Annotated in this window: 30 protein-coding genes; 8 read left to right on the top strand and 22 right to left on the bottom strand. The window is 52.4% G+C overall.

What is annotated here, in order from left to right; all coding sequences use genetic code 11:
- Window positions 1–8: 8 nt before the first annotated feature.
- On the top strand, window positions 9–1,253 hold the full coding sequence (gene mtr, locus A7Z06_RS01430) for a tryptophan permease (protein ID WP_000224327.1): 1,245 nt from the start codon (window positions 9–11) through the stop codon (window positions 1,251–1,253).
- A gap of 72 nt (window positions 1,254–1,325) precedes the next feature.
- On the opposite strand, the gene A7Z06_RS01435 is transcribed toward mtr, so the two are convergent.
- From A7Z06_RS01435 to ubiU, 3 genes are all read right to left on the bottom strand, one after another.
- A complete protein-coding gene (locus A7Z06_RS01435) occupies window positions 1,326–2,333 on the bottom strand; it encodes a luciferase-like monooxygenase (RefSeq protein ID WP_000130415.1) in 1,008 nt (335 codons plus the stop codon).
- A gap of 80 nt (window positions 2,334–2,413) precedes the next feature.
- A complete protein-coding gene (locus tag A7Z06_RS01440; protein ID WP_016159712.1) occupies window positions 2,414–3,292 on the bottom strand; it encodes a U32 family peptidase in 879 nt (292 codons plus the stop codon).
- 8 nt (window positions 3,293–3,300) lie between these two features.
- Window positions 3,301–4,296, bottom strand: a complete 996-nt coding sequence (gene ubiU, locus A7Z06_RS01445; protein ID WP_000421305.1) for a ubiquinone anaerobic biosynthesis protein UbiU — start codon at window positions 4,294–4,296, stop codon at window positions 3,301–3,303.
- Between the two features lie 208 nt (window positions 4,297–4,504).
- Here ubiU and ubiT point away from each other — a divergent pair, with 208 nt between their 5' ends.
- Together ubiT and A7Z06_RS01455 are read left to right on the top strand one after the other, a co-directional pair.
- Window positions 4,505–5,029: a ubiquinone anaerobic biosynthesis accessory factor UbiT gene (gene ubiT / locus A7Z06_RS01450; RefSeq protein WP_001517154.1), complete on the top strand. Its 525-nt coding sequence runs from the start codon at window positions 4,505–4,507 to the stop codon at window positions 5,027–5,029.
- Entirely contained in the window at window positions 5,023–5,526 is a 504-nt protein-coding gene (locus A7Z06_RS01455; RefSeq protein ID WP_000908554.1) for a GNAT family N-acetyltransferase, read from the top strand. Before ubiT ends, A7Z06_RS01455 begins: the two co-directional genes overlap by 7 nt.
- Here the strand turns inward: A7Z06_RS01455 and yhbQ are convergent.
- On the bottom strand, window positions 5,513–5,815 hold the full coding sequence (gene yhbQ, locus A7Z06_RS01460; protein ID WP_001345969.1) for a DNA damage response exodeoxyribonuclease YhbQ: 303 nt from the start codon (window positions 5,813–5,815) through the stop codon (window positions 5,513–5,515). The two genes, A7Z06_RS01455 and yhbQ, sit on opposite strands and share 14 nt — an antisense overlap.
- 50 nt (window positions 5,816–5,865) lie before the next feature.
- Between yhbQ and A7Z06_RS01465 the strand changes: the two genes are divergently transcribed.
- Entirely contained in the window at window positions 5,866–6,309 is a 444-nt protein-coding gene (locus A7Z06_RS01465; protein ID WP_000449460.1) for a YhbP family protein, read from the top strand.
- On the opposite strand, the gene yhbO is transcribed toward A7Z06_RS01465, so the two are convergent.
- Window positions 6,289–6,807 carry a protein/nucleic acid deglycase gene (gene yhbO / locus A7Z06_RS01470; RefSeq protein ID WP_000037602.1) on the bottom strand — a complete coding sequence of 173 codons (519 nt, stop codon included), beginning with the start codon at window positions 6,805–6,807 and terminating at the stop codon, window positions 6,289–6,291. The genes A7Z06_RS01465 and yhbO overlap by 21 nt on opposite strands.
- Before the next feature lie 127 nt (window positions 6,808–6,934).
- Between yhbO and A7Z06_RS01475 the strand changes: the two genes are divergently transcribed.
- Both A7Z06_RS01475 and A7Z06_RS01480 read left to right on the top strand, forming a co-directional pair.
- On the top strand, window positions 6,935–7,570 hold the full coding sequence (locus tag A7Z06_RS01475) for an NAD(P)H-binding protein (RefSeq protein WP_010346311.1): 636 nt from the start codon (window positions 6,935–6,937) through the stop codon (window positions 7,568–7,570).
- Window positions 7,571–7,642: 72 nt separating this feature from the next.
- Window positions 7,643–8,683: a permease gene (locus A7Z06_RS01480; protein ID WP_000147639.1), complete on the top strand. Its 1,041-nt coding sequence runs from the start codon at window positions 7,643–7,645 to the stop codon at window positions 8,681–8,683.
- A 191-nt stretch (window positions 8,684–8,874) separates the two neighbouring features.
- Here A7Z06_RS01480 and dolP read toward each other — a convergent pair whose 3' ends face one another.
- The 4 genes from dolP to lpoA are packed head-to-tail and all read right to left on the bottom strand — an operon-like array spanning window position 8,875 to window position 12,459.
- Window positions 8,875–9,450 carry a division/outer membrane stress-associated lipid-binding lipoprotein gene (gene dolP / locus A7Z06_RS01485; RefSeq protein ID WP_000646037.1) on the bottom strand — a complete coding sequence of 192 codons (576 nt, stop codon included), beginning with the start codon at window positions 9,448–9,450 and terminating at the stop codon, window positions 8,875–8,877.
- A gap of 9 nt (window positions 9,451–9,459) precedes the next feature.
- On the bottom strand, window positions 9,460–10,050 hold the full coding sequence (diaA, locus tag A7Z06_RS01490; protein WP_001158034.1) for a DnaA initiator-associating protein DiaA: 591 nt from the start codon (window positions 10,048–10,050) through the stop codon (window positions 9,460–9,462).
- Window positions 10,051–10,069: 19 nt separating this feature from the next.
- Window positions 10,070–10,465, bottom strand: coding sequence for a YraN family protein (locus A7Z06_RS01495; protein WP_000246840.1), 396 nt, complete (start codon window positions 10,463–10,465; stop codon window positions 10,070–10,072).
- The gene (gene lpoA, locus A7Z06_RS01500) at window positions 10,423–12,459 is read right to left on the bottom strand and encodes a penicillin-binding protein activator LpoA (RefSeq protein ID WP_000249113.1); all 2,037 of its coding nucleotides are present in this window, start codon (window positions 12,457–12,459) and stop codon (window positions 10,423–10,425) included. Before lpoA ends, A7Z06_RS01495 begins: the two co-directional genes overlap by 43 nt.
- Before the next feature lie 64 nt (window positions 12,460–12,523).
- Between lpoA and rsmI the strand changes: the two genes are divergently transcribed.
- Entirely contained in the window at window positions 12,524–13,387 is an 864-nt protein-coding gene (gene rsmI / locus A7Z06_RS01505; RefSeq protein ID WP_000809261.1) for a 16S rRNA (cytidine(1402)-2'-O)-methyltransferase, read from the top strand.
- A 49-nt stretch (window positions 13,388–13,436) separates the two neighbouring features.
- Here the strand turns inward: rsmI and A7Z06_RS01510 are convergent, their stop codons facing one another.
- The 11 genes from A7Z06_RS01510 to kbaZ form a co-directional block, all read right to left on the bottom strand.
- Entirely contained in the window at window positions 13,437–14,150 is a 714-nt protein-coding gene (locus tag A7Z06_RS01510; RefSeq protein ID WP_085461226.1) for a galactosamine-6-phosphate isomerase, read from the bottom strand.
- Between the two features lie 228 nt (window positions 14,151–14,378).
- Window positions 14,379–15,170 carry a PTS galactosamine transporter subunit IID gene (gene agaD, locus A7Z06_RS01520; protein ID WP_000534348.1) on the bottom strand — a complete coding sequence of 264 codons (792 nt, stop codon included), beginning with the start codon at window positions 15,168–15,170 and terminating at the stop codon, window positions 14,379–14,381.
- Window positions 15,160–15,963 carry a PTS galactosamine transporter subunit IIC gene (agaC, locus tag A7Z06_RS01525; RefSeq protein ID WP_000544483.1) on the bottom strand — a complete coding sequence of 268 codons (804 nt, stop codon included), beginning with the start codon at window positions 15,961–15,963 and terminating at the stop codon, window positions 15,160–15,162. Before agaC ends, agaD begins: the two co-directional genes overlap by 11 nt.
- A gap of 38 nt (window positions 15,964–16,001) precedes the next feature.
- On the bottom strand, window positions 16,002–16,478 hold the full coding sequence (agaB, locus tag A7Z06_RS01530; protein ID WP_000098035.1) for a PTS galactosamine transporter subunit IIB: 477 nt from the start codon (window positions 16,476–16,478) through the stop codon (window positions 16,002–16,004).
- Window positions 16,479–16,644: 166 nt separating this feature from the next.
- Entirely contained in the window at window positions 16,645–17,505 is an 861-nt protein-coding gene (gene kbaY, locus A7Z06_RS01535) for a tagatose-bisphosphate aldolase subunit KbaY (protein ID WP_000022777.1), read from the bottom strand.
- A 12-nt stretch (window positions 17,506–17,517) separates the two neighbouring features.
- The gene (locus A7Z06_RS01540) at window positions 17,518–18,666 is read right to left on the bottom strand and encodes an AgaS family sugar isomerase (RefSeq protein WP_001114846.1); all 1,149 of its coding nucleotides are present in this window, start codon (window positions 18,664–18,666) and stop codon (window positions 17,518–17,520) included.
- 422 nt (window positions 18,667–19,088) lie between these two features.
- Entirely contained in the window at window positions 19,089–19,523 is a 435-nt protein-coding gene (agaF, locus tag A7Z06_RS01545; protein ID WP_000948825.1) for a PTS galactosamine/N-acetylgalactosamine transporter subunit IIA, read from the bottom strand.
- Between the two features lie 17 nt (window positions 19,524–19,540).
- Window positions 19,541–20,419 (bottom strand): PTS N-acetylgalactosamine transporter subunit IID, encoded by an 879-nt coding sequence (gene agaE, locus A7Z06_RS01550; protein ID WP_024212648.1) that lies wholly within the window; start codon window positions 20,417–20,419, stop codon window positions 19,541–19,543.
- On the bottom strand, window positions 20,409–21,188 hold the full coding sequence (gene agaW, locus A7Z06_RS01555; RefSeq protein ID WP_000406229.1) for a PTS N-acetylgalactosamine transporter subunit IIC: 780 nt from the start codon (window positions 21,186–21,188) through the stop codon (window positions 20,409–20,411). Before agaW ends, agaE begins: the two co-directional genes overlap by 11 nt.
- A 10-nt stretch (window positions 21,189–21,198) precedes the next feature.
- Window positions 21,199–21,672 (bottom strand): PTS N-acetylgalactosamine transporter subunit IIB, encoded by a 474-nt coding sequence (gene agaV, locus A7Z06_RS01560; RefSeq protein WP_001132990.1) that lies wholly within the window; start codon window positions 21,670–21,672, stop codon window positions 21,199–21,201.
- A gap of 21 nt (window positions 21,673–21,693) precedes the next feature.
- A complete protein-coding gene (gene kbaZ, locus A7Z06_RS01565; RefSeq protein WP_000876164.1) occupies window positions 21,694–22,974 on the bottom strand; it encodes a tagatose-bisphosphate aldolase subunit KbaZ in 1,281 nt (426 codons plus the stop codon).
- Between the two features lie 249 nt (window positions 22,975–23,223).
- Here kbaZ and agaR point away from each other — a divergent pair, with 249 nt between their 5' ends.
- On the top strand, window positions 23,224–24,033 hold the full coding sequence (gene agaR / locus A7Z06_RS01575) for an aga operon transcriptional regulator AgaR (protein ID WP_000072177.1): 810 nt from the start codon (window positions 23,224–23,226) through the stop codon (window positions 24,031–24,033).
- 54 nt (window positions 24,034–24,087) lie between these two features.
- On the opposite strand, the gene yhaV is transcribed toward agaR, so the two are convergent.
- Together yhaV and prlF are read right to left on the bottom strand one after the other, a co-directional pair.
- A complete protein-coding gene (yhaV, locus tag A7Z06_RS01580; RefSeq protein ID WP_000347260.1) occupies window positions 24,088–24,552 on the bottom strand; it encodes a type II toxin-antitoxin system ribonuclease toxin YhaV in 465 nt (154 codons plus the stop codon).
- Complete coding sequence (gene prlF, locus A7Z06_RS01585; RefSeq protein ID WP_016159726.1) at window positions 24,552–24,887, bottom strand: type II toxin-antitoxin system antitoxin PrlF; 336 nt, start codon at window positions 24,885–24,887, stop codon at window positions 24,552–24,554. Before prlF ends, yhaV begins: the two co-directional genes overlap by 1 nt.
- Window positions 24,888–25,015 lie beyond the last annotated feature (128 nt).

Raw genomic sequence — 25,015 nt, forward strand, 5'->3', positions numbered from 1 at the left:
AAGCCCTTATGGCAACACTAACCACCACCCAAACGTCACCGTCGCTGCTTGGCGGCGTGGTGATTATCGGCGGCACCATTATTGGCGCAGGAATGTTTTCTCTGCCTGTGGTCATGTCCGGTGCGTGGTTCTTCTGGTCAATGGCGGCGCTAATCTTCACCTGGTTTTGTATGCTGCATTCCGGTTTGATGATTCTGGAAGCTAACCTCAATTATCGAATCGGTTCGAGCTTTGACACCATCACCAAAGATTTGCTGGGCAAAGGCTGGAACGTGGTCAACGGCATTTCCATTGCCTTTGTGCTCTATATCCTGACTTACGCTTATATTTCTGCCAGTGGTTCGATTCTGCATCACACCTTCGCAGAGATGTCGCTAAATGTGCCTGCACGGGCGGCGGGATTTGGTTTTGCACTGCTGGTAGCGTTCGTGGTGTGGTTGAGCACTAAAGCTGTCAGCCGCATGACGGCGATTGTGCTGGGGGCGAAAGTCATTACGTTTTTCCTCACTTTCGGCAGCCTGCTGGGGCATGTACAGCCTGCGACATTGTTCAACGTCGCTGAAAGGAATGCGTCCTATGCACCGTATCTGTTGATGACCCTGCCGTTCTGCCTGGCATCGTTTGGTTATCACGGTAACGTGCCGAGCCTGATGAAGTATTACGGCAAAGACCCGAAAACCATCGTGAAATGCCTGGTGTACGGTACGCTGATGGCGCTGGCGCTGTATACCATCTGGTTGCTGGCGACGATGGGTAACATCCCACGTCCGGAGTTTATCGGCATCGCAGAGAAGGGCGGCAATATAGATGTGCTGGTACAGGCATTAAGTGGCGTGCTGAACAGCCGTAGTCTGGATCTGCTGCTGGTGGTGTTCTCTAACTTTGCGGTAGCGAGTTCATTCCTCGGCGTAACGCTTGGTCTGTTCGATTATCTGGCAGATCTGTTTGGTTTCGACGACTCGGCTCTGGGTCGCTTTAAAACGGCTCTGTTGACCTTTGCACCACCTGTTGTGGGTGGCCTGCTGTTCCCGAACGGATTCCTGTATGCCATTGGTTATGCTGGCTTAGCGGCTACCATCTGGGCGGCAATTGTTCCGGCGCTGCTGGCTCGCGCATCGCGTAAACGCTTCGGTAGCCCGAAATTCCGCGTCTGGGGCGGCAAGCCGATGATTGTCCTGATTCTGGTGTTTGGCATTGGCAATGCTCTGATCCATATTTTATCGAGCTTTAATTTGCTGCCGGTGTATCAGTAAGGGTGAGGTCTGATGCCCTCACCCTAACCCTCTCCCACAGGGAGAGGGGACTGCCCGGCGCGGAAAATGCACTTACCCCAACAACTCCTCCTTCACATCCATCGCCAGCTCAAACGAATGCAGGCGCGCCTGGTGGTCGAAAATCTGCCCGTTAACCATAATCTCATCGGCGTCGGTTTCGCGCAGGATCGACTGCAAGCCATGACGCACTTTCGCTTTATCACCTACCAACGACATACTCAGCGCCTGCTGCACGCCATACTGCTCGGACGGCGACCAGAACTGATCCATATTCTGAATCGGCGGCGGCAGTTGCCCGGTTTCGCCACGGCGCAGCTTCACAAAGGCTTGCTGCATTGAGGTAAACAGAAATTCGGCATCGCGGTTGCTGTCGGCGGCGATAATATTGATGCACACCATCGCGTATGGTTTCTCCAGCCGTGCCGACGGTTTGAAATTGCTGCGATAAAGATGCAGCGCCTGGAACAGCATATCCGGCGCGAAGTGTGAGGCAAACGCAAACGGTAGACCAAGCTGCGCCGCCAGTTGTGCGCTGTAGAGGCTGGAACCTAACAACCACACCGGGATTTTCTCGCCATAGCCCGGCACCGGGCGCACATGCGGATTGGGATCGCGGGCGTCAAACCAGTCCACCAGCTCTGCAACATCACGGGGGAAATTATCAATATCGCCGCTCATATGGCGACGCAGTGCCATCATTGTCCGTTGATCGCTGCCCGGAGCACGACCCAGCCCCAAATCGATTCGCCCCGGATAGAGCGTATTGAGCGTGCCAAACTGTTCGGCAATCACCAACGGTGAGTGGTTAGGTAACATCACGCCGCCGGAACCCAGATGCAGCGTGGTGGTGTTCGCCGCCAGATAGCCAATTAACACCGATGTGGCAGCACTGGCAATGCCGGTCATATTGTGGTGTTCCGCCAGCCAGTAGCGATGATAGCCGCGCTTTTCAGCCAGACGGGCGAGATCGAGAGAGTGGGAGAACGCTTCTCGTGCTGAAGAACCTTCGGGGATGGGAGCCAGATCGAGTAGCGAAAAAGGAATAGTTTTATCAGTCATAACAGCTCACTTTGTTACCGATTAATCTTTAATACTGCATTAAAGAGTAGTTAAAGTTGTTAACAAAGTGAGCTATTTACTTACGCTTGCAGCTCCAGCCCAGCCAGCCGTCGCCAGTAGCCGTTACAATCGCTGTTTGCCGTCAATGGCAGTGGAGCAGCGCCATTTTCATTGGCGCGGAAGGCGTCGAGCATAGCGAAAGTGTCAGCACCCTGCGGCGACAGACGAACCACATCAACCAGCCCCTGCATGGATGCCAGCTCGTTACCGAGGTTGTAAACATAGCCGCTCATGGTCTGAATGCCGTTGAGCACAAACACTTGCTGATTCTCTTGCGACAGCACGTTGCGCCCGTTCGGATACTTAATGCAGCAGGTTTCGCACTCATCTTTCGGGCGGTCTTCCGAACGCGCGGTAAAGCAGCGGGCAGAGTACGCCAGAGGCAGATGACCGTAGCTCAGGACTTCCACTTCAAACTGGTTGCGAATGCCCAGCTCATCGCACTGATTGAGCAGATTCACCAGCCAGTCGCGGGAAAGCTCCACTGGCATACACCAGCGCATCATGCCCTGTTTGAGCAATATTTTCAGCGTCACCGCGTTGTAGCAGTTTAGCGCGTGCCCGGCGACGAACGGCAGTTTACGTTCAGCGCACATATTCACCACGCCGAGATCGCTGGCTTCAATCAGGAACTCACCATTCTCAACATAGCGTTTCAGTTCGCCCAGTTCGGAGGATGCCTGCACCAGCGCCAGCGTGGAGAGCACAATCTGCTTGCCACTCCCGGCGAGCGATTTTGCCATCTCCAGCCAGTCGCCAACTTTGGTTGCCCGACGCTTGCTGCACACGGCTTCACCGAGATAAATCACATCGGCGCTGCTGGTGGCGGCCTGCTGATAAAATTCTTCCAGCGTCTCTTTTGGCCAGTACCACAGCACCGGCCCTAAGGAATATTTCATTGCTTTTCTCACTGCCATTTACGGTGATACGCGCCAAGGGTGGTTTGCGTGCCTTCGGACATCGACCCGAGCGTCTCCATCCACGCGCTTTGCGGTACGAAGTTTTGTGGATCGGCTTTACAACGGTCGATAGCCTGACGCCAGACTTTCGCCACCTGGCTGACATACGCCGGGCTACGCTGGCGGCCTTCAATTTTCACCGAAGCAATATTTGCCGCCATTAACTCTGGCAGTAGTTCCAGGGTATTGAGGCTGGTTGGTTCTTCCAGCGCGTGATAGCGTTCGCCGTCCACCAGATAACGCCCTTTACACAGCGTTGGATAACCCGCGTTTTCGCCGTCCTGATAACGGTCGATCAGCACTTCGTTAAGACGGGATTCCAGCCCCTGCGGCGTTTGTTGCCAGCGCACGAAGCGAGCCGGAGAACACGCACCGACGGTGTTGGGCGACTCACCTGTCAGATACGACGACAGATAGCAACGGCCTTCCGACATAATGCACAGGCTGCCGAAAGCGAACACTTCCAGTGGTACAGGCGTGACCCGCGCCAGTTGTTTCACCTGATGAATCGACAACACGCGCGGCAGCACCACGCGTGCAACGTCAAAATGGCGATGATAAAAGTTAATCGCCTCTTCATTGGTCGCCGAAGCCTGCACCGATACGTGACGTTCAATATGCGGGTAACGCTCGGCGGCGTACTCCAGCATGGCGAGGTCGGCGAGGATCAGCGCGTCGGCACCCAGCTGCGCCGCCATATCCACGGCGCGCTGCCAGCGGGCGTAACCGTCCGGGTGCGCAAAAGTGTTAATCGCGATGTGAAGTTTGCGGCGATGTTGATGGACAAAACTCACCGCTTCCTGCAATTTTTTCTCGGTAAAGTTAAGGCCGGCGAAGTGGCGGGCATTGGTATCATCTTTTAGCCCGATATAAACAGCATCTGCGCCGTTTTCGATGGCCGCCTTAAGCGCCGGGAGATTTCCGGCAGGGCAGAGCAGCTCCATAATTTTTCCTGAAGGTTGCGCTATCAAAGCGCAAAAATGTTAACGAACTGGGATTTTAGTTAACCTTGCTGCGACAATTTTTGATTTAAGGCAGTTAAAGTTGTATTGGTGGTAGCAGCAATTTCATATGGAATTGTTGATTTATACCGCTATGTTATTTTCCTGATATGGCAAAATAGGACGATTGTTGAAACAGGGAGTAAAACTCGTGTTGGATAAACTGCGTTCCCGTATTGTGCATTTGGGGCCATCTCTGTTGAGTGTACCGGTAAAACTGACGCCATTTGCGCTAAAACGCCAGGTTCTTGAGCAGGTCTTAAGCTGGCAATTCCGTCAGGCGCTGGACGACGGTGAGCTTGAGTTTCTTGAAGGCCGCTGGTTAAGTATTCATGTGCGTGATATTGACCTGCAATGGTTTACCTCGGTGGTGAATGGCAAACTGGTTGTCAGCCAGAACGCGCAAGCTGATGTGAGTTTTAGTGCCGACGCCAGCGATCTGCTGATGATTGCGGCGCGTAAACAGGATCCGGATACGCTCTTCTTCCAGCGTCGACTGGTGATTGAAGGCGATACGGAGCTGGGGCTGTATGTGAAAAACCTGATGGACGCCATTGAACTGGAGCAAATGCCGAAAGCCTTACGCATGATGCTGCTGCAACTGGCGGATTTTGTTGAGGCGGGAATGAAAACCACGCCTGAAACCAAACAGACATCGGTAGGTGAACCATGCTAATTCGAGTAGAAATTCCCATTGATGCGCCGGGTATTGATGCCCTGCTGCGTCGTTCATTCGAAAGCGATGCGGAAGCGAAGCTGGTTCACGATCTGCGTGAAGATGGCTTTCTGACGCTGGGGCTGGTGGCGACAGATGACGAAGGTCAGGTCATTGGCTATGTGGCATTTAGTCCTGTTGATGTGCAGGGCGAAGACCTGCAATGGGTCGGCATGGCACCGTTGGCGGTTGATGAAAAATACCGTGGACAGGGGCTGGCACGCCAACTGGTCTATGAAGGACTCGATTCGCTTAATGAGTTCGGCTATGCCGCAGTGGTGACGCTGGGCGATCCGGCGCTGTACAGTCGTTTCGGCTTTGAACTGGCGGCGCATCACGATCTGCGTTGCCGCTGGCCGGGCACTGAAAGCGCCTTCCAGGTACATCGTTTAGCGGATGACGCGCTGAATGGCGTTACCGGCCTGGTTGAGTATCACGAGCATTTCAATCGCTTTTAATCTTTGGGGTTTGCAGGCTGCTCAACAGCTCTGCAAACCCTGCGCCTTCCGCTACCAGACGCTCTTTTTGCCGTTTGGTCAGTTGCTTAACGCGATATTCCGCCCGTAACGCCAGCGAACGATCGCCCACTGGCGCAGAAAACGCCAGCGTCAGTTCACCTTTCCCACGCAGTGCTTTCGCCCCTTTACCGCTCTGGTGCTGCTGATAGCGACGTTCGACATCCGTGGTAATCCCGGTGTAAAGCTTATTATCGGCGGTACGAATCAAATAGAGATACCAGGGTGTCATCGTCTGCGTCGCATGTTAAGGTCAGGCCAACAGTATAAAAGAGAACAGCAATGGAAACACTCACCGCCATCAGCCGTTGGCTGGCAAAACAACATGTTGTCACCTGGTGTGTGCAGCAGGAAGGGGAACTGTGGTGCGCCAATGCCTTTTATCTTTTTGATGCACAGAAAGTCGCCTTCTACATTTTGACGGAAGAAAAAACGCGTCACGCGCAGATGAGCGGATCGCAGGCGGCTGTTGCTGGAACGGTAAACGGTCAGCCGAAAACAGTAGCGTTAATTCGTGGCGTGCAATTTAAAGGTGAGATCCGCAAACTGGAAGGTGAGGAAAGCGACCTTGCGCGTCAGGCGTACAATCGCCGCTTTCCGGTTGCCAGAATGCTGTCGGCACCGGTTTGGGAAATCCGGCTCGATGAAATCAAATTCACCGACAACACGCTGGGCTTTGGTAAAAAAATAATTTGGTTACGTGACTCAGGCACCGAGCAGGCGTAACGCCTCGCGGTTAAACGCTGGCAGATCGTCCGGCGTCCGGCTGGTAACCAGCTGATCTTTATCGACCACCACTTCCTGATCGTAAAATTCCGCGCCTGCGTTTTTAACATCAATAATAATCGGTTTAACGGCGGTCAGCTTACGACCGCGAATCACATCGGCGCTAATCAGCAGTTGCGGGCCGTGGCAGATAGCGAAGACCGGTTTACCGCTATTCACAAAATCTCGCGTGAAGGTGACAAAACGATTATCACCACGCAGATAATCCGGTGAATGACCACCAGGAAGCAGCAGGGCATCAAACTCTGCTGGCGTCACTTCATCGATGGATTTATCGATAGTCACGCTGGCTTCCCCTTTTTTTCCTTTCACCGTTTTACCCGCTTGCTTTTCAATGGTGACAACTTCGTGTCCGGCTTTACGAAATGCATCTGCGGGTGAAGTAAATTCTGAATCCTCAAATTCATCAGTGATTAAAACTGCAATCTTTTTACTCATGCTTCCTCCGCGTTGTTGCATTGAATGAGGCGAATTTCCCACAATCGGGGATAATTACCACGTAGACTATTAAGCCTGGTGCATGTACCGGGGAGTGCAAGGCGGACAATTCTGTAAAGGAGCGAAGATGAGTCAGGTACTGATTACAGGCGCAACGGGGCTGGTGGGCGGTCACCTGCTGCGGATGTTGATTAACGAACCGAAAGTAAACGCCATTGCTGCGCCGACGAGACGCCCGTTGGGCGATATGCCAGGCGTGTTTAATCCCCATGATCCACAACTGACCGACGCGCTGGCGCAGGTCACCGATCCGATAGATATTGTGTTTTGTTGTCTTGGCACCACGCGGCGGGAGGCGGGTAGCAAAGAAGCGTTTATTCATGCCGATTACACGCTGGTCGTGGACACCGCGTTAACCGGACGGCGGCTGGGTGCACAGCATATGCTGGTGGTTAGTGCCATGGGCGCAAACGCGCATTCGCCCTTTTTCTATAACCGCGTCAAAGGGGAGATGGAAGAAGCGCTAATTGCCCAGAACTGGCCGAAACTGACCATTGCGCGTCCGTCGATGTTGCTGGGCGATCGTAGCAAACAGCGGATGAACGAAACGCTTTTTGCGCCGCTGTTTCGTTTGCTGCCTGGCAACTGGAAATCCATTGATGTACGGGATGTGGCGCGGGTCATGCTGGCAGAAGCCATGCGGCCTGAACATGAAGGGGTGACTATTTTAAGCTCTTCAGAACTACGCAAAAGAGCTGAATAATTATTCCCAAGGATTGATAGTGAGCGTAATATTCACGCGCTCAATTATCATAACTTATTCCTGGGGAATGCTATGACTGGTCAGTCTTCATCTCAGGCGGCAACGCCCATTCAGTGGTGGAAACCCGCGCTTTTCTTTCTCGTTGTCATTGCCGGACTTTGGTATGTGAAATGGCAACCCTACTACGGCAAAGCGTTTACCGCCGCCGAAACCCACAGTATCGGTAAATCAATACTCGCGCAGGCGGATGCCAATCCGTGGCAGGCAGCGTGGGATTACGCGATGATCTATTTCCTCGCGGTATGGAAAGCGGCGGTGCTGGGGGTGATGCTTGGGTCGTTGATTCAGGTGCTGATTCCACGTGACTGGCTGCTGCGCACGCTGGGGCAATCCCGCTTTCGCGGAACTTTGCTGGGAACGCTGTTTTCGCTACCAGGTATGATGTGTACCTGCTGTGCGGCTCCGGTCGCGGCGGGGATGCGTCGCCAGCAAGTGTCGATGGGCGGTGCGCTGGCATTCTGGATGGGGAATCCGTTGTTAAACCCGGCGACGCTGGTGTTTATGGGGTTTGTTCTCGGCTGGGGCTTTGCGGCGATTCGTCTGGTTGCGGGGCTGGTGATGGTGTTGTTGATTGCGACACTGGTGCAAAAATGGGTGCGTGAGACACCGCAAACGCAGGCACCGGTCGAAATTGACATGCCGGAAGCGCAGGGCGGATTTTTTAGCCGCTGGGGCAGGGCGCTGTGGACGCTGTTCTGGAGTACGATCCCGGTTTATATCCTTGCAGTACTGGCGTTGGGTGCCGCTCGCGTCTGGTTATTCCCCCATGCCGATGGCGCTGTTGATAACAGCCTGATGTGGGTAGTGGCGATGGCGGTAGCAGGATGCTTGTTTGTCATTCCGACGGCGGCAGAAATTCCAATTGTGCAAACGATGATGCTGGCAGGTATGGGAACTGCTCCGGCGCTGGCATTGTTGATGACGCTCCCGGCGGTAAGTTTGCCGTCGCTGATAATGTTGCGTAAAGCGTTTCCGGCGAAAGCCTTATGGCTGACGGGGGCGATGGTGGCAGTGTCAGGCGTGATTGTCGGCGGGCTGGCGCTGTTGTTCTAAATATGCCTGATGCGGCGCGAGCGCCTTATCCGGCCTACGTTTGTATCGTTGTAGGCCTGATAAGACGCGGCAAGCGTCGCATCAGGCAACGGCAGTCGGATGCGGCGTAAACGCCTTATCCGACCTACGGTTTGCATCGTTGTTGGCCTGATAAGACGCGGCAAGCGTCGCATCAGACATTACAAGGGCTGCTATTTAATAAACGTAAACGCTGTGGTTACACGCTTCACGCCGCTCACCCGGCTGGCAATATCTGCCGCTGCTTTCGCTTCACGTTCAGTCACCAGCCCCATCAGGAACACTTCACCATTTTCGGTGGTCACTTTCACGTTGGACGATTTCACCAGATCGCTGGTTAAGAGCTGCGAACGCACTTTGGTGGTGATCCACGTATCGTTAGATGCTTCGCCCAGACCAATTGGCTGGCCCTGACGAATCTCGTTATACACTTCATTCGCGCCATCTACGCCCATAGCAATCTGTTTGGCGCGAGCCGAAAGCTCAGAGTTTGGTGACTGCCCAACCAGCAGCACTTTGCCCTGATAGGCCGTTACATTAATGCGTGCTTCTTTCTTAATCTGTTCGTCTTTTGACAATGCGCTGTTCACGCGCACTTCCAGAGTACCATCGTCCACCTGGGTGCCGACACTGCGGGGGTCGGTCGCCGCTTTAGTACCCACAGCGGCAGTACCTACTACGGCAGCGGCAACACAACCTTGCAACAGCAGCGCGGAAATAAGGACTGCGATTGGCGATAATGCCTTCATGTATTCTCCTTAATCATCCTGGTGAGGGAAAAGCGTGTTATCGATCAGATCGCACAGGCAATTTACCGTCAGCATATGCATTTCCTGAATGCGAGCACTACGATGCGAAGGAATGCGGATCTCCACGTCCTGTGGCCCTAACAAACCGGCAAGTTCGCCGCCGTCATAGCCGGTCAATGCCACAATGGTCATATCACGTGTCACGGCGGCTTCAACTGCTTTTACGATATCGCGGCTGTTGCCACGGGTAGAAATGGCTAATAACACATCTCCCGCATGTCCCAGCGCCCGCACCTGTTTTGCATACACTTCATCATGTAAGCGATCGTTGGCAATCGCCGTTAAGACAACATTATCAGTATTTAGTGCAATGGCAGGTAGGCTGGGTCGTTCCGTTTCGAAACGGTTGATCATGCTGGCAGCAAAATGCTGTGCATTGGCAGCGGAAGTTCCATTACCACAACAGAGGATTTTGTTGCCATTGAGCAGAGACTGAACCAGCGTCATGGCTGCACGGGAGATGGCATCCGGAAGCGCCTCTGCCGCTGCAATTTGAGTTTGAATGCTTTCAGTGAAGCAAGCTTTGATTCTTTCTTGCACGCTAATCCTTAAACCTTAATTATGAGTGGTCATTAAAGGCGTCCTTAATCCACTCAACCTCATTCCCGGTGAAGGCTACCACATCGAACCGGCAATCCACAGTATCAAAACTCCCATTATGACGCGCGAGCCACAAGCGGACAGTCTGTAATAATTTGTGTTGTTTGCTGCGGGTCACACTGGCTGCCGCGCCGCCATAAAGTGCAGAACGGCGGTAACGCACCTCGACAAAAACGGTGGTCTGGCCTTCATGCATTATCAGATCAATCTCGCCGCCACGCTCGTTCACGTTAGCGGCGACAAAGCGCAGTCCTTTGCCTTCCAGCCAGCGACGCGCTTGTGCTTCCCACGCATCGCCGGTCTGTTTAGTGGTTAACTGGCGGGGACTACCTGACCTTGTTGGTACTGTAGCCATGATAACTTCCTGTTAATCACGCAATCCGGGTTAGCCGTCAGACTTCCGGTATTACCGTTGATTTCAAAACCCTGAACCTGGCGCATTTGCGAGAAATGATTCGCCAGTGACCAGGCATCGACGCCCATCGCATACATGCGCGCCAGCGAATAATCATTATTTACCGCACTGAGCGCCTGCTGCATTAACGGCAGATTACCGCCTGCCAGCATCGGGATTTCGCTGTACTGCAAGCCTTCCATCTCCAGTCGGAAATCCGGGCCAGCAGAGCCTCCTGCGCTGCGGGAGCTGGCGTACAACGTTGCACCGCTGTGACTGCCGTTACGCATGGCGATCATCGGTTTGATGAAGGCGATTTCGGCTGGCGTTGCCACAATGTACACCGCATCGACACGACCGCCATTATCGATGAACTGGTCTCCGGTCGGCGTGGTTTGCAGGGTTGGATTGTTGGTCGTCATGCCGGAGTCAGTTGTCGCTCTGGGTGTAATCGGGCTACCTGTTAAAGCGATACCTGAACGGCCGTTAACACCCGCGTGTAATTCGCTGGTGGAACCAAATTTTTGTTGCAAAACGGTGCCGCCGCCGAGTTTCTGCCACTCTTGCGCAAACGCATTGGCTACGCGATCGCCCAACGAACTGCGTGGGATCAGTACCAGCGGTGCTTGTTTACCCTGGTCACGAATATGACGCGCTGCATCGCGCGCTTCATCTTCTGGCGATAGCGCGAAGTAACAGATATTGGCGCGGTTTTCGATATTTTCCGGCTGATTGAGTGCCAGCACGTTCAGCGGGGTGTTGCTCTTGAGCAACTCCTCAACGTTATTTTTTAGCAGTGGACCGACTACAATACTCGCGCCATCCTGCTGAACCTGGTTGAGGATCTGGCTAAGTGGTTGTGATGAGGTATCGTAGATTTTCAGTTCTGCGGATGGATTCGCCGGAGAGCTTACCGCTGCGGTGCTTGCCGGAGGGGCGCTTACAGGCACCGGCTGTGCGGCGGTTTCTTCACCTGTCAGATCGCTAACAGACGCTTGTGCCGGGCTGGCAACTCCGTCTACGGTTTGCGGCTGGGGTTGTTCTGCTACGTCAGCGGCAGGCGCGGCTGCTACCTGAGCCGCTACTGGCTGAGTGCCGATATTTTTCGCCGCTTCAAAGCCTTGCTGAATAGTGCGGCCAAACACTGCGGCCTGACCATTCAACGGCAACAGCAGGGCGATTTTGTTGGTTGACGCAGGTTTAAACGCTTTTACATTTACCAACTGCGTTGGCAGCATTTTCGCGCCCGGATTGTTCGGGTAACGTTTCTGCCAGTCGGCGATCCCGGCTTTCATCATGTCGGGTTCATTGCGGTTATCAAACCAGACGCGTTGCAGATCCAGCCATCCTTGTAGGATGTTTTCGTCGGCGTTGATCACCAGCGTATTCGCCTGCTGCTGGGTCATGGAAGAGAGCGCCTGCCAGGTGGCATCGATATTCTGCTGTTTTTCTTGCGCACCGAGTAATGGTTCCTGAGCAATTAATGCGCGCAGTAAATCAATGGAAGGACGTCCCTGACTGGCATCGATTTTTGCCTGCCAGTAACGCGCCTGCTGGTTCTGCTCTAAATCTGCCGGAGTAATTTTAGCCAGCAAGGTCTGCGCGCCAGCAAAATCTTTTTGTGTCAGCTTAATCTCTACCGCCAGCAGAGATTTTTCGCGACGCTGGATATCGTTCAGTTCTTGCGGCAGCTGGTTAAATAGTTCAACCGCCTGCCCGGTTTTACCTTCTTTCACCAGTGCACGAATGGCGAGTAATTGCCAGTTGATCCTGGTATCATCAGAGCTTTGCTGCATCTGCTGAAGATAAAAGGCAGAATCGGCCTGCGCCGTGCCCTGCATATAGGCAGTGGACTGATCGGGGGTATGGGTGCCACAACCGGCGAAAATCAGGGCTGCCAGAACAACAGGCAGACAACGCGCGGCTTTCAAACGAGAAAATGTTGAGGGTACCATAATGTATCCAGTGATATTTTTTTTACGCAATTCTCAATATTAAATCGGCAATACGGACGACACAATGAAACAACACCAATCGGCGGATAATTCTCAAGGTCAGCTCTACATTGTACCGACGCCAATCGGCAATCTGGCGGATATCACCCAGCGTGCGCTGGAGGTATTACAGGCCGTTGATCTGATTGCCGCCGAGGATACGCGTCATACCGGTTTACTGCTGCAACATTTTGGGATAAACGCCCGACTGTTCGCCCTGCACGACCATAACGAACAACAGAAAGCCGAAACGCTGCTGGCGAAGCTGCAAGAGGGACAAAACATTGCGCTGGTTTCTGATGCCGGAACGCCGCTGATTAACGACCCTGGCTACCATCTGGTGCGTACCTGCCGTGAAGCGGGGATTCGCGTGGTGCCGCTACCTGGACCGTGTGCTGCTATCACTGCATTAAGCGCCGCTGGTTTACCATCCGATCGCTTTTGTTATGAAGGCTTTCTGCCCGCCAAATCGAAAGGTCGCCGTGATGCACTAAAAGCGATTGAAGCGGAACCGCGCACGCTGATTTTTTATGAATCGACCCACCGTCTGTTAGATAGCCTGGAAGATATCGTCGCGGTGCTGGGAGAGTCCCGCTACGTGGTGCTGGCGCGAGAACTGACCAAAACCTGGGAAACCATTCACGGCGCGCCCGTTGGCGAGCTGTTGGCGTGGGTAAAAGAAGATGAAAACCGTCGCAAAGGTGAGATGGTACTGATTGTCGAAGGACATAAAGCGCAGGAAGAAGACTTACCCGCCGATGCACTGCGCACGCTGGCGCTGCTACAGGCAGAACTGCCGCTGAAAAAAGCGGCGGCGCTGGCAGCAGAAATTCACGGCGTGAAGAAAAACGCGCTGTATAAGTATGCGCTGGAGCTGCAAGGGGAGTGATTACAGGCATTGCAGCAGGAACAGAGCTGCGATGCCTGTACTTGGTGAGTTAACGGCGACACATCTCATCAATCACGCATGTGAAATAGTTATGCAGCCATAAAAACGAAGCCGGGATCGTGGTGGAGACTTTAGCCGTGAGAAAACGTTCTGTCGCATCCTGCTTTCCTTCGCCAGTCACCAGTAATAAAACTTCGCGGGCATTGAGAATATCCTTCAAACCTAAGGTGATCCCGCGAGTCACGGGACGACCAGCGGTTTTTAACATCTCATGTTGCTGGGTTTTCGCGTCAAGTTGGCTGATATGGCAGGCCGGTTGCAGGCTTTCTCCCGGTTCGTTCAGCCCAAGATGACCGTTTTTCCCTAGTCCGAGAACGCACAAATCGAGACCGCCTTTGCGCGCAATCAGATTCGTTACCCGCTCGCACTCTGTCTCGTTTATCTCTTCGGAGCGAAAGCTGATGAGCTGGTCTTCACGTAACCCCAGCGGCTGCACGATATGCTGCTGAAGGAAAGTTTCGCAGGTGCCGGGCACGGTTAATGGCAGATCCACCCATTCGTCGAGCTTCACGAAGGTCAGTTGGCTGACATCAACGTGCTGCTGGTGGATTTTTTCTACCAGATAATGATACGTCAGTAATGGCGTCGCTCCGGTCGCCAGGCAAATCACGGCATTTGGTTTGCTACGGATCACGTCCAATAAATATTCGCTGGCGCGTTCACTTAACACCGTATAGTTTTCAACTTGCTGTAAGGTTTGCATGAGGAGAAATTCCTTGTGTAGAGAGGCACCACCAGGTGTGATACGGAGACCGATGACAAACGCCAAATTGCCTGATGCGCTACGCTTATCAGTCCTACATTGTTTCTGCAATATATTGAATTTGCATGATTTTGTAGGCCGGATAAGGCGTTCACGCCGCATCCGGCATGGACAAAGCGCACTTTGTCAACAATCTGAGGCTGCGTCAGACGCAGTGCCTCGTTCCATTTACAAAATGCCGAATGCGGAACAAACAATTGAGAGCACAAACGTCACGCCGATTAACAGCACCGGATGCGCTTTTTTCACCCGCAGGAAGTAATACATCAGCAGGGTATAGGCCATCGGTAAAATATTCGGGAAGACTTTATCGAAGAAATCCTGTTGCAGTGCGACGCTGTGGCTACTGTCGATAGCAAACGACGTCACCACGTTAATATGCACATACGAAGCGATCAGTCCGCCGATTACCGTGATCCCGAGGATGGTTGCCGAACGGGCGATCATCTGCGAGTTCTCTCGCACTTTATCGATCGCCTTCACGCCGACCGAATAACCGACGTGGGTCCAGCCGACGCGCAGGAAAAAGATAAGCAGGTAAACGGCGAAGAATAGAATCGGCCCCAACAGGTTTCCCTGGCTGGCGAATGATGAGCAAATCCCCGCCATAATCGGCAACAAGGTAAACCAGAAAATCGCATCGCCAATCCCGGCGATTGGGCCAAACAGCGCCACTTTCAGACCTTTAATGGTGTCGCGGTTTTCCCCTTTCTCTTCCATCGAAATTAATAACCCCATCAGGAATCCGACCAGATTTGGGTGGGTATTAATAAATTCGAGGTTATCTTTCATTGCCGCGCTTAAGCCCGGTTTGTCGTCCTTATAAATCTTTTTCAGGATCGGCAACATTGCCCAGGTAAAACCGCCTGCCTGCATCCTTTCGTAGTTAAAGCTCGCTTGCAGCAGCGACGAACGAAAGCCCAGGCGGGTGATATCTTTTTTACTGATTTCAGATCCCATTGCTGTAGTCCTCTTCTTCATTTTTACTGGCAACGGGCTGCGGTTGCGCTTGCTGCCGGGATTTCGCATTGAAAAACTCATACACCGCAAAGCCTGCGCCCAGTACGGCAACCGGCAACAGGTTGCTGACCTGGATGTAGCAAACAAACAGGAAACCGGCGATCAGGTAAGGAATATATTGCGCTTTGAACATCACGCGCAGCAGCAGGCCAAAACCAACGGCAGGCAGAATGCCGCCAGCCACTTCAAAGCCGTGGGTCAACCAGGCGGGCATTGCTTTTACCAGCGCCTGCATCGCACCCTGCGCCAGGTAAGTACAGAGGAAAGCAATCACCGCATACGAAAAGGCAACAATCAGCATCGTTGTCCAGTTAAGTCGGGAAAACGCTGCTGTATCCGCCTCTTTCGCGCATTTATCGGCTTTGGTCATAAATAATGAGAAAGCGGAATAGAAGAACAGAATGACGTATTGCATTAACAAACTAAACGGCAGGCCAAGACCAATTGCCGTTTTGGCATCGACGCCCGTAGACCACGCAATGACGGTGGTCATCAGACCCGCCATAATTGGGTTGGGCGGCTGAACACCCCCGGCAGGGGTTAATCCGGCGAAAGCCAGCTCTGTCAAGCCACCGGTAATTAAGCCAGTCTGAATATCACCGAGAATAGCACCTGTAAGGGTACAAACGATTATCGGGCGGAATAAAAATAAGGCTTCCAGCCAAAAATCAATCCCCAGAACGAAAACTAATGCCGCCAGGGATAATCCCTGAAGTAGGGTTATTTCATGCATTTTTATTACCTCAAACCAGTATTAAGGCGATGTTAGATTTAGTCAGGGATTTGTTCTTTTTGATCGCCCGGGACGTCCTGAATAAAAACATTCACGCCGCGTTGTTTAATAAAGCGTAAGTCCGTGAGATCCTGATCATCGACATAAACTTTACTACTTATTTGCTTTTTCCCTTCCGAGAAATGCATATTGCCGACGTTGACATCTTTCAGCTCAATGCCACCTTCTACTAATTTACGTACCGTTTTCGGCGTACGGCAAATCAGAAAAATCTTCTGATGTGGTGCAGCTTTGCCGATGACATTAATGGTTTTTTCGACAGTAAAGAAACGGATACCAAAGCCGTAGGTTTCCGCAGTAATACCCATCAGTTTCTGTTGGATATCATCGTTAGCGACAACATCATCCACGACCACCAGCAGATTCGCACCGATGGTGGATGTCCAGGTCACGCCAACCTGGCCATGAACCAGACGGTTATCGATACGGGTTAAGAGAATATTTGGACTGCTCATTGTATAATCCTCACCATAAATTTGAATAATATAATCTTTTTAAATATATTATTGTTGCGATATTGTACTGATGTATTTATTAAGGTTTACTCATTTCCTTTGCCATTAAGGCACTACCCGATATTAGTCGAGCAGTACTTATTAATAAATCGTATAAATTTAATGGTTATGCTGAAATTCGATTCGCCGAACCACAGACATTAATTTTATTCCTGACAACGTCTTTCATTGCATCCATGCCGACGCGCATATAATAGCGAGGATCATTACCCTGCGGGTTTTCCGCAAACCAGGCTTTAACCGCGCCGGCGAAGGCAATTTTCAATTCCGTGGCGACATTAACTTTCGTCACACCCAGTTTAATAGTCCAGCGAACAAATTCATCCGGGACATCGCTGGCGCCATGCAGTACCAGAGGGATGTCTACCATTTCACGAATTTCCGCCAGCCGCTGAAAATCAATTTTCGGTATTTTCCTGTACAGGCCATGTGCCGTACCAATCGCCACAGCCAGGCTGTCGACGCCAGTCAGTTCGACAAAACGTCTGGCTTCTTGTGGGTCGGTGAGGAACGCGCTTTCGGCGTCAACACTTATATCATCTTCCACGCCTCCCAGACGACCCAGTTCCGCTTCCACGCTGCAATCCTGCGAGTGGCAGAAGTCGACGACCGATTTCACCAGTTTTACGTTTTCAGCAAACGGGAAGTGACTGCCATCGATCATCGCGCTGCGCACGCCAGCGTGGACTTTACGGCGAATATCATCGAGCGATTCGTGGTGGTCGAGATGCAGCACAAGCGGCATGTTGTAGGTTGTGGAATAGGCGCTACACAGGGCGTAGATCTCTTCCAGCGCGATATGTTTAAAAGTCCCTGGCGTCCCGGCGAGGATCACCGGCGATCGCATTTCACTGCACACTTCGAGGATCGCCTGGATCGTCTCGGCGTTATGGATGTTAAACGCAGGCACCGCGTAGCCATTGGCCTGGGCGTCTTGTAACAGATATTTGGTGGAGATAATGCTCATAATGCGATCCTCTTATTCCTGCCACGGATGAATAATTACGCCTTGCACCACGCGGTTTACGGTGCCACTGGCTGATGGGGAATCCGGCGTATTGCCCATATGCAGCGACTGCATCAGTGCAAACGTCTGGGCGTACATCAGGAAGCAAAATGCCTGCTCAACGTCGATAAAGTGACGGGATGGCGGCAGGATGATATGCGGGCCGGCGGCAACAATGTCGTTGCTTTCAGCGGCGATGGCGATCACGCGCATTGCCTGGTTGTCGCGGCGGAGTTCTGCCAGCAGATCAAGATCATACTGACGGGTGTAGGGGTGGCTGGAGACAAACACCACGACCAGCGTTTCATCATCGACCAGCGATTTCGGGCCATGACGGAATCCGGTCGGGGAATCATAAAAAGCCGCCAGTTTACCCGCCGTCAGTTCCAGCACTTTCAGCGCCGACTCACGTGCCGCGCCCTGTAAGCCACCGCTGCCGAGATAAACGATCCGTTTCCACGGCGCGTAACCAAACACGCCTTCGCTGAAATCGCCGAGCGAGGTCAGGATCGCCTGGCAACGATCCGCCACGTCGCGGAAGGTCTGGCTGTTGATTGTCTCAGGCGCGAAAACCGCGAGGCAGCTGGCCATCATGGTGGTAATACTGCTGGTCATCGCAAAGCCGCGATCGTGCGTTTCTGCGGGCATCAGCAGGGCAAACGCGTTATCGCTGTTGAGCGCGTTTTGATAGAGATCGCCCGCTTCATTGCAGGTGATCGGCAGGTGATAGCACTCCGGTACAAATTGATTTGCCAGTTCCACGGCAGCGACGCTTTCCGGGCTATTGCCGGATCGACCGAAGGAGATCAGCAGCAGCGGATGCGCTGGATTCAGGTAGTCCATCGGATTGGTAACCAGATCGGTGGTCGGTACGGCGCTGAAGTTTTTGCCGGTATGGCTGGCGAGCCACGGCGCGATGATGTCACCGATAAATGCCGAGGTTCCGGCACCGGTCAGGATTACCCGCAGGTTCTCTTTGCGCAGTAACGGTTCAAGAAAGTTATTGAGCGCGGAACGTAGCGCGTCAATGTTGGCGAGCGAACGAAGCCACGCGCGAGGCTGATGGCGGATCTCTTCTTCAGTCCATGTACCGGTGGTGGCAGGGGGGTAATTTTCTGGCATAACTCAATCCTTAGTTTGATGAACTTGACGTCGGGCGTTATAGCTTTCGCTTACCTTTCGTTTCATTTCACTTGGTGATATCTTTCGTTGATTAAAATTTATAGAAAAGAAACTGAAAGTTCAATGAAGAGAAAGGAAATAAAACGAAATTTGTGATCGTTGAAAGAAAAGACAAGGGAAGATAAAGGGATTGTTTGATGGGGGGATATTTGCACCGATTGCCGGATGCGGCGTAAACGCCTTATCCGCCTGGCAGCCACCAGCCGCAGGTCGGATAAGACGCGTCAGCGTCGCATCCGACACCGGTGCAAAAGTCAAAACAAAAGAAAAAAGGCCTTGTGAGGGAAGTGAAAGCCAGATAAAGAAACGAAAGTGTAAAACGCCACTCACAGTCTTTTACCAATAGCGGCGGGGCGCTTACCTCATATTCCTTCCTCGACCGGACATTCTTTATGGCAGCGGCCTAACTCGTCCACCAGACTGGTCAGCCCACGGTGTCCGCACTCCAGCGCCTGCACACGGAATTCTTCTCCGCTTAACCCTTCGCGCTCCAGCACCATTTCCAGTAATAGTTGCAAATTGGTGCCGGTGATCACTTCACAGCCCGGTTTTTGCATCGCCAGCGTTGAAGCTACGCGAAACGGTGTGCCGCCCAGCAAATCCGTCAGAAAAACAATGCCGTCTTCACAATCCAGTTGGGCGATGGCTTCTTCAAGCTGCGATGTAAGCAGCGCGGTGCTTGAGGTTTCCGGAAAATCGATGGCGATAAACTGCGATTGCTCACCGAGGATTTGCTTCATTGCTTTTTCCATGCCGCTGGCAAATCCGCCATGCCCTGTCAAAATAATACTTAACATCTAATACCTCATTGTATTTAAAGGAAATGACAGAATTTACCGACGATGCCGAGAACCACAGTGATTGCAATCAGGCGCAGCGGACTCCAGCCGCGACGTACCAGCCAGAACATGGTCAGGGTATAGACCAGCGGTAAGAAGGCAGGCATCAGTTTGTCGATAACGTCAGTCTGTAGCTTAACCACTGCGTCGCCTGCCGTGATTTCCAGCGTGGTGCTTAATCGGACATAGGTTGCTACCAGCGCGCCGATCACCGTCATCCCGACGATAGACGCCGCATGACCGACTTTTTTGGTATTCGCTTTAATTAGCGGGATCGCCGCCACGCCCATTCGATAAGCGTAATGCGCAAGACCAAAACGCAGGCCGAGATGCACCACGTTGAATAACACGATAAATACCACGGCGCCGAGAATAGAGCCTTGCAACGCCAGACTGGCACCAATCCCGCCGCAAATTGGCAGCAGCGTCAGCCAGAACATCGCGTCGCCAATCCCGCCGAGCGGCGCACCGACAGCAATTTTGGTGCTCTGAATACTGTTAACGTCCTGCTTAGAACGCTCCATCGCAAGGATAATGCCGATCACAAACGTCACCAGAAACGGGTGAGTATTGAAAAAGCCCATATGGCCTTTCATGGCGCGCGCCAGGTCGCGTTTATTGGTATGGATCTTTTTCAGTGCAGGCAGCAGACCGTACAACCAGCCGGAAGCCTGCATACGTTCGTAGTTGAAAGAAGCCTGTAACAGCATGGAACGCCATGCGACGCGATTGATATCTTTTTTCGTTAACTCCGCGCCAATGCTTTGATCTTCATATACGTTTTCATTGACGCCAGTCAGCAGTGCTTCTTCGTTTTCACTGACGTTCGGCAGGGTCGTTTGATTAGATGCCATCTTCAAATTCCTCTTTCTGTGCCGCAGGTTGAATCGGTTCAGGAGATTTACGCAGCAGGTCGATCAGCGCCATCGCCAGCGCGGCAGCAGCAATAGCCAGCACCGGTAACTTGAGCCAGGCGGCGGCAACAAAGCCCAGGATGAAGTAGGGGATGTAGACGTTTTTCATCATGATTTTCAGCAGCACGGCAAAACCGATTGCTGGCATGATGCCGCCTGCGACACCGAGGCCGTCGATTAAGCGTTGCGGCAGGACATCAATGATGGTTTTGGCATGTTCCGCACCGAAGTAAATCGGCAGGAAAGCGCAGAGAAAATAGAAGATGCCGAGCGCCAGCAGCGCCAGATAGTTCACGCGCTCAATGCCGCGTGTATCGGCATTTTCCGCCATCCGGTCGCAACGGGACATCACGCCAGACATCACCGAGAACAGGAAGGTAATCCCCATCTGTACCGCGACGGCGAAAGGTACGGCGATACCGACCGCGACATCGGGTTTCACGCCGGTGGTAATAGCAAATGCCGTACCGACTATAGTACCGATAATTACGTTAGGCGGCTGTGCGCCCGCCAGCGGAGCCAGCCCCATCCATACCAGTTCCAGCGTACCGCCGGTTAAAATACCGGTATGTAGATCGCCAAGTACCAGCCCAACCAACGGTCCAAGAACCACCGGGCGATGTATATGGGTTAAGCCGTTAAACATATCCAGGCCAGCGATAAAGGCGAGAATGCCCAACACGAACGCCTGCAACAGACTGATTTCCATAATGAATCCCTCAAAGTAATTTAAAGAGCTCCACAGCAGGTTCTGTCGGGACGCCCTGAACGAAGCATTCCACTCTGGCGGTTTTCAGATCGTTAAACGCCGCGATATCACCCGCATCTACAGAAACCGTTTTGGTGATTTGCTGCTTGCCATTGGTGTAATGCATATTGCCAACGTTAATGCGACTCACCGGGACACCACCTTTTACCAGCGTCAGGAAATCGGCTGGTGTTTTGCAAACCAGCAGGATTTTCTGCCGGTCAGCGGCGCGATGGATATTGTCGATCACTTTTTGCAACGACCAGAAACGCACGGCGATCCCTTCTGCCAGTACCATTTCCATCAGGTTTTGTTGTACCGGATCTTCAGCAACCTCATCATTGGCTACCAGAACCAGATTTGCCCCCGCAAATCCGACCCACTGAACGCCGACCTGACCGTGAATCAAGCGTTCATCAATCCGGCTTAAAACAATATTTGGCATAGCGTGTTCCTCTTGTTTTGGTTATTGGCCTCCACAGGCTGTGTGGTACTGCGCCAGGATGTCCTGAATATGGTTGATAATGAGCGCCCTCGGCGTTGGTTGTAGCTCGCCGGAGCGAACTTTGACGTATTGCAGCGGCAGATACTGGCTGATGAGCGGCAGCGGAATTGGGGCATCCGCCAGGTTACGAATCAGATGGGCGAAAGCGTTATCAATCTGGCTGTCCGGCCAGTAGTAGCGCACGCGATCTGAGTAGCTGTAACCGCGTGCCAGACGACGTGCGTTGCCGTCACCGTGGTAGTGGCTTTGCCAGTATTCCGGGCGATCGAGCATCACGTTTTCCAGTATCTGACGCAGACCGGAACAGGCTTTCGCTGGCACCAGCTCTTCTTCAATCGCCGCCAGAGAAAACAGGGCTTCACGCAGGGCGAAGGTCAGCGCCGGGCCAACTTTCAGAATGGCAAAGTGGTCGATTACCAACTGGCGCAGCGATTGCGGCGTTTGATAATCGGTAGAGTGAGCTTCGAAAATCAGCGTTTCATAGTGTTCAACCATCTGGCTTAAGGCGGTCGCTTTGGCTGGCTGATAATCAATAACGTTGGTGTGATCGAATTCGACGCCGGGTTGTACTACCAGGGCAATGATGCGTGGCCAGATGGCATTCAGACCCTGCTTTTCAAAAGCGTGACGATGAGCTTCCAGCGTGGCGCGGGCGGCATCCGGCGTGGTGACCGCCAGTTCGCTTAAGGTTTCATGAGCGCCGCCAGGCACCGGCACTTCAGTACCAATGACATACACCAGATCGGCTTCGCCAAAGTGTTCGCGGCAGGTTTCTTCCGCCACTTTCGCCAGACGGGCAGCGCGTTCAGCCACGATATCATCGGTTAAGGGAACCGGATCGCCCTGACAGGACATACTGCAATCAAGATGGATTTTTTTGAACCCCGCCGCGACGTAGCTTTTAATCAAATCATCGGCATTGGCCATCGCCTGAGCGGCAGGCAGATTCTGCCAGCGGTTTGGCCCCAGATGGTCACCGCCGAGAATCAACGCGTCTTGCGGGAAATTCAGCGAGTCGGCAAGCTGGCAAACAAAGCCGCGAAAATCGGCGGGCGTCATTCCGGTATATCCGCCGAACTGATCCACCTGATTGGAGGTTGCTTCAATCAGTAACGGCGTTTGGTTTGCGAAGGCGTAGTGGATGGCGGCTTCCAGTACCAGCGGATGCGCGGAGCAAACGGCATAAATCCCATTTGTTTTGCCCTCTTTGTGCTGTCTCACCATTTCTATCAGATATTTCACTTTCCTCTCCAGGCCAGATAACTGCCATTGCTGATCTTTCGTTTTGTTTCAGTTGATACTGCGTCATGGTGAGGTAAAAATAAAACGAAAGGTAATTGTTTTCTGATCTGATTCACAAAAGAAACATAATGAAAGCTTCTGAAACAGGAGTCGCTTGCGTCAACGGGCAAGGTGGGCTTGCATTTGCTTAATAGAACGGTATTAATAATAAAAACGAAATGAAACGAAAGCTTTACGAAAGGATTTTCTATGAGTAATACCGACGCATCAGGTGAGAAACGAGTGACTGGCACCAGCGAACGACGAGAGCAGATCATTCAGCGCCTGCGTCAGCAAGGGAGTGTGCAGGTTAACGATCTGTCAGCATTATTTGGCGTTTCTACCGTGACGATCCGCAATGATCTGGCGTTTCTGGAAAAACAGGGGATCGCCGTGCGTGCGTATGGTGGCGCGTTGATCTGCGATGGCACGACGCTGTCAGTCGAGCCTTCGGTAGAAGATAAAAGCGCGCTGAACACGGCGATGAAACGCAGCGTTGCGAAAGCTGCCGTTGAGTTAATTAAGCCTGGTCATCGGGTGATCCTCGATTCCGGAACCACCACCTTTGAGATTGCCCGTCTGATGCGCAAGCACACCGACGTAATTGCGATGACCAACGGTATGAACGTGGCCAATGCGTTGCTGGAAGCTGAAGGGGTGGAACTGCTGATGACCGGCGGGCATTTGCGCCGTCAGTCGCAATCTTTTTACGGCGATCAGGCTGAACAATCGCTGCAAAATTACCACTTCGATATGCTGTTTCTCGGCGTAGACGCTATCGATCTGGAGCGCGGCGTCAGCACGCACAATGAAGATGAAGCTCGTTTAAACCGCCGGATGTGCGAAGTTGCGGAACGGATCATCGTGGTCACCGATTCCAGTAAGTTCAACCGCTCCAGTTTACATAAGATCATCGATACTCAGCGGATCGATATGATCATTGTCGATGAAGGCATTCCTGCGGATAGTCTGGAAGGACTGCGAAAGGCTGGGGTTGAGGTGATTCTGGTCGGGGAGTGAGAAATGGCGCCCGCTGGTCAAAACGGATGCGTTCGGCGGGCATTGTGAACACCATCAATGGGTTTCTTCAGTCTCTCTGGTGAGGGTTTCCCAGTCGGCAGGAGGATGTCCTCTTTTTAACATTTTGCTGAATACGGTATAGGCATCTGTTTTTTTACTGTAGGTGCGCAGCGTGTTTTCATCGTTCATCCATCCCAGAATGATGACTTTCTCTTTTTCGCTGTAACGAAAGAAGAGACGATAACGACCAGCGCCAAATTTTACCCGTGACCAGTCTTTATTTTTCCCTGAGCCTAACGACTTGCCATGACGGAATGCCGGTGATGATGGATTGACCGTGATATGCTCCTCAATAACTTTATGTACTACTGCCAATAACTTTGTGGCGGCTTTTTTCTGATAATTTTCAGGATCTTTCCCCTTTAATGTCTCAACTTCGGCAACTAAAGCGTCGTAGGTTTCCTGAAAGCAGGGATGAGCATATAGCGCCCAACCATTAACCCTTTGTGGAAAATCCATTATTCGTCGTCGCCAATCTCATCATCAATGTTGACGTCCATGCCAGCGACAAGTCTCTTTCCTTGTTGAATTTCGAATGGACGAGTTTTTTGCGGGTTGTTCTGGATATCTGCATCCAGAAAACGCAAAAATGCATTCATAGTATGATCCTCCTGTTCATCTCCCACACGGCACATAAATACTTGCCCACCAGGCAGGATTTCGTAATGAATGCTGTCCAGGCCTGGCTTCAGTTTTAAGGCCTCACGCACTGGCGCGGGGATAGTTGTTTGTCCGCGTATCGTGACCTTTGATTCAGTGGTCAGTACAGCGTTAGAGCGAGCATTAGCGGGCATTGTTCACTGTCCTTTTACAGCCTTTTTTCTGCTCAAATTATAATCTTCAACTAAGGTAATGCAAATGCATTATTAATGGATGACGGGACTTGAAACAATAAAAACATGGCACTAAGGCCATGTTTTGC

This window comes from Escherichia sp. MOD1-EC6819 (genome assembly GCF_002965765.1).
GTDB lineage: Bacteria > Pseudomonadota > Gammaproteobacteria > Enterobacterales > Enterobacteriaceae > Escherichia > Escherichia ruysiae.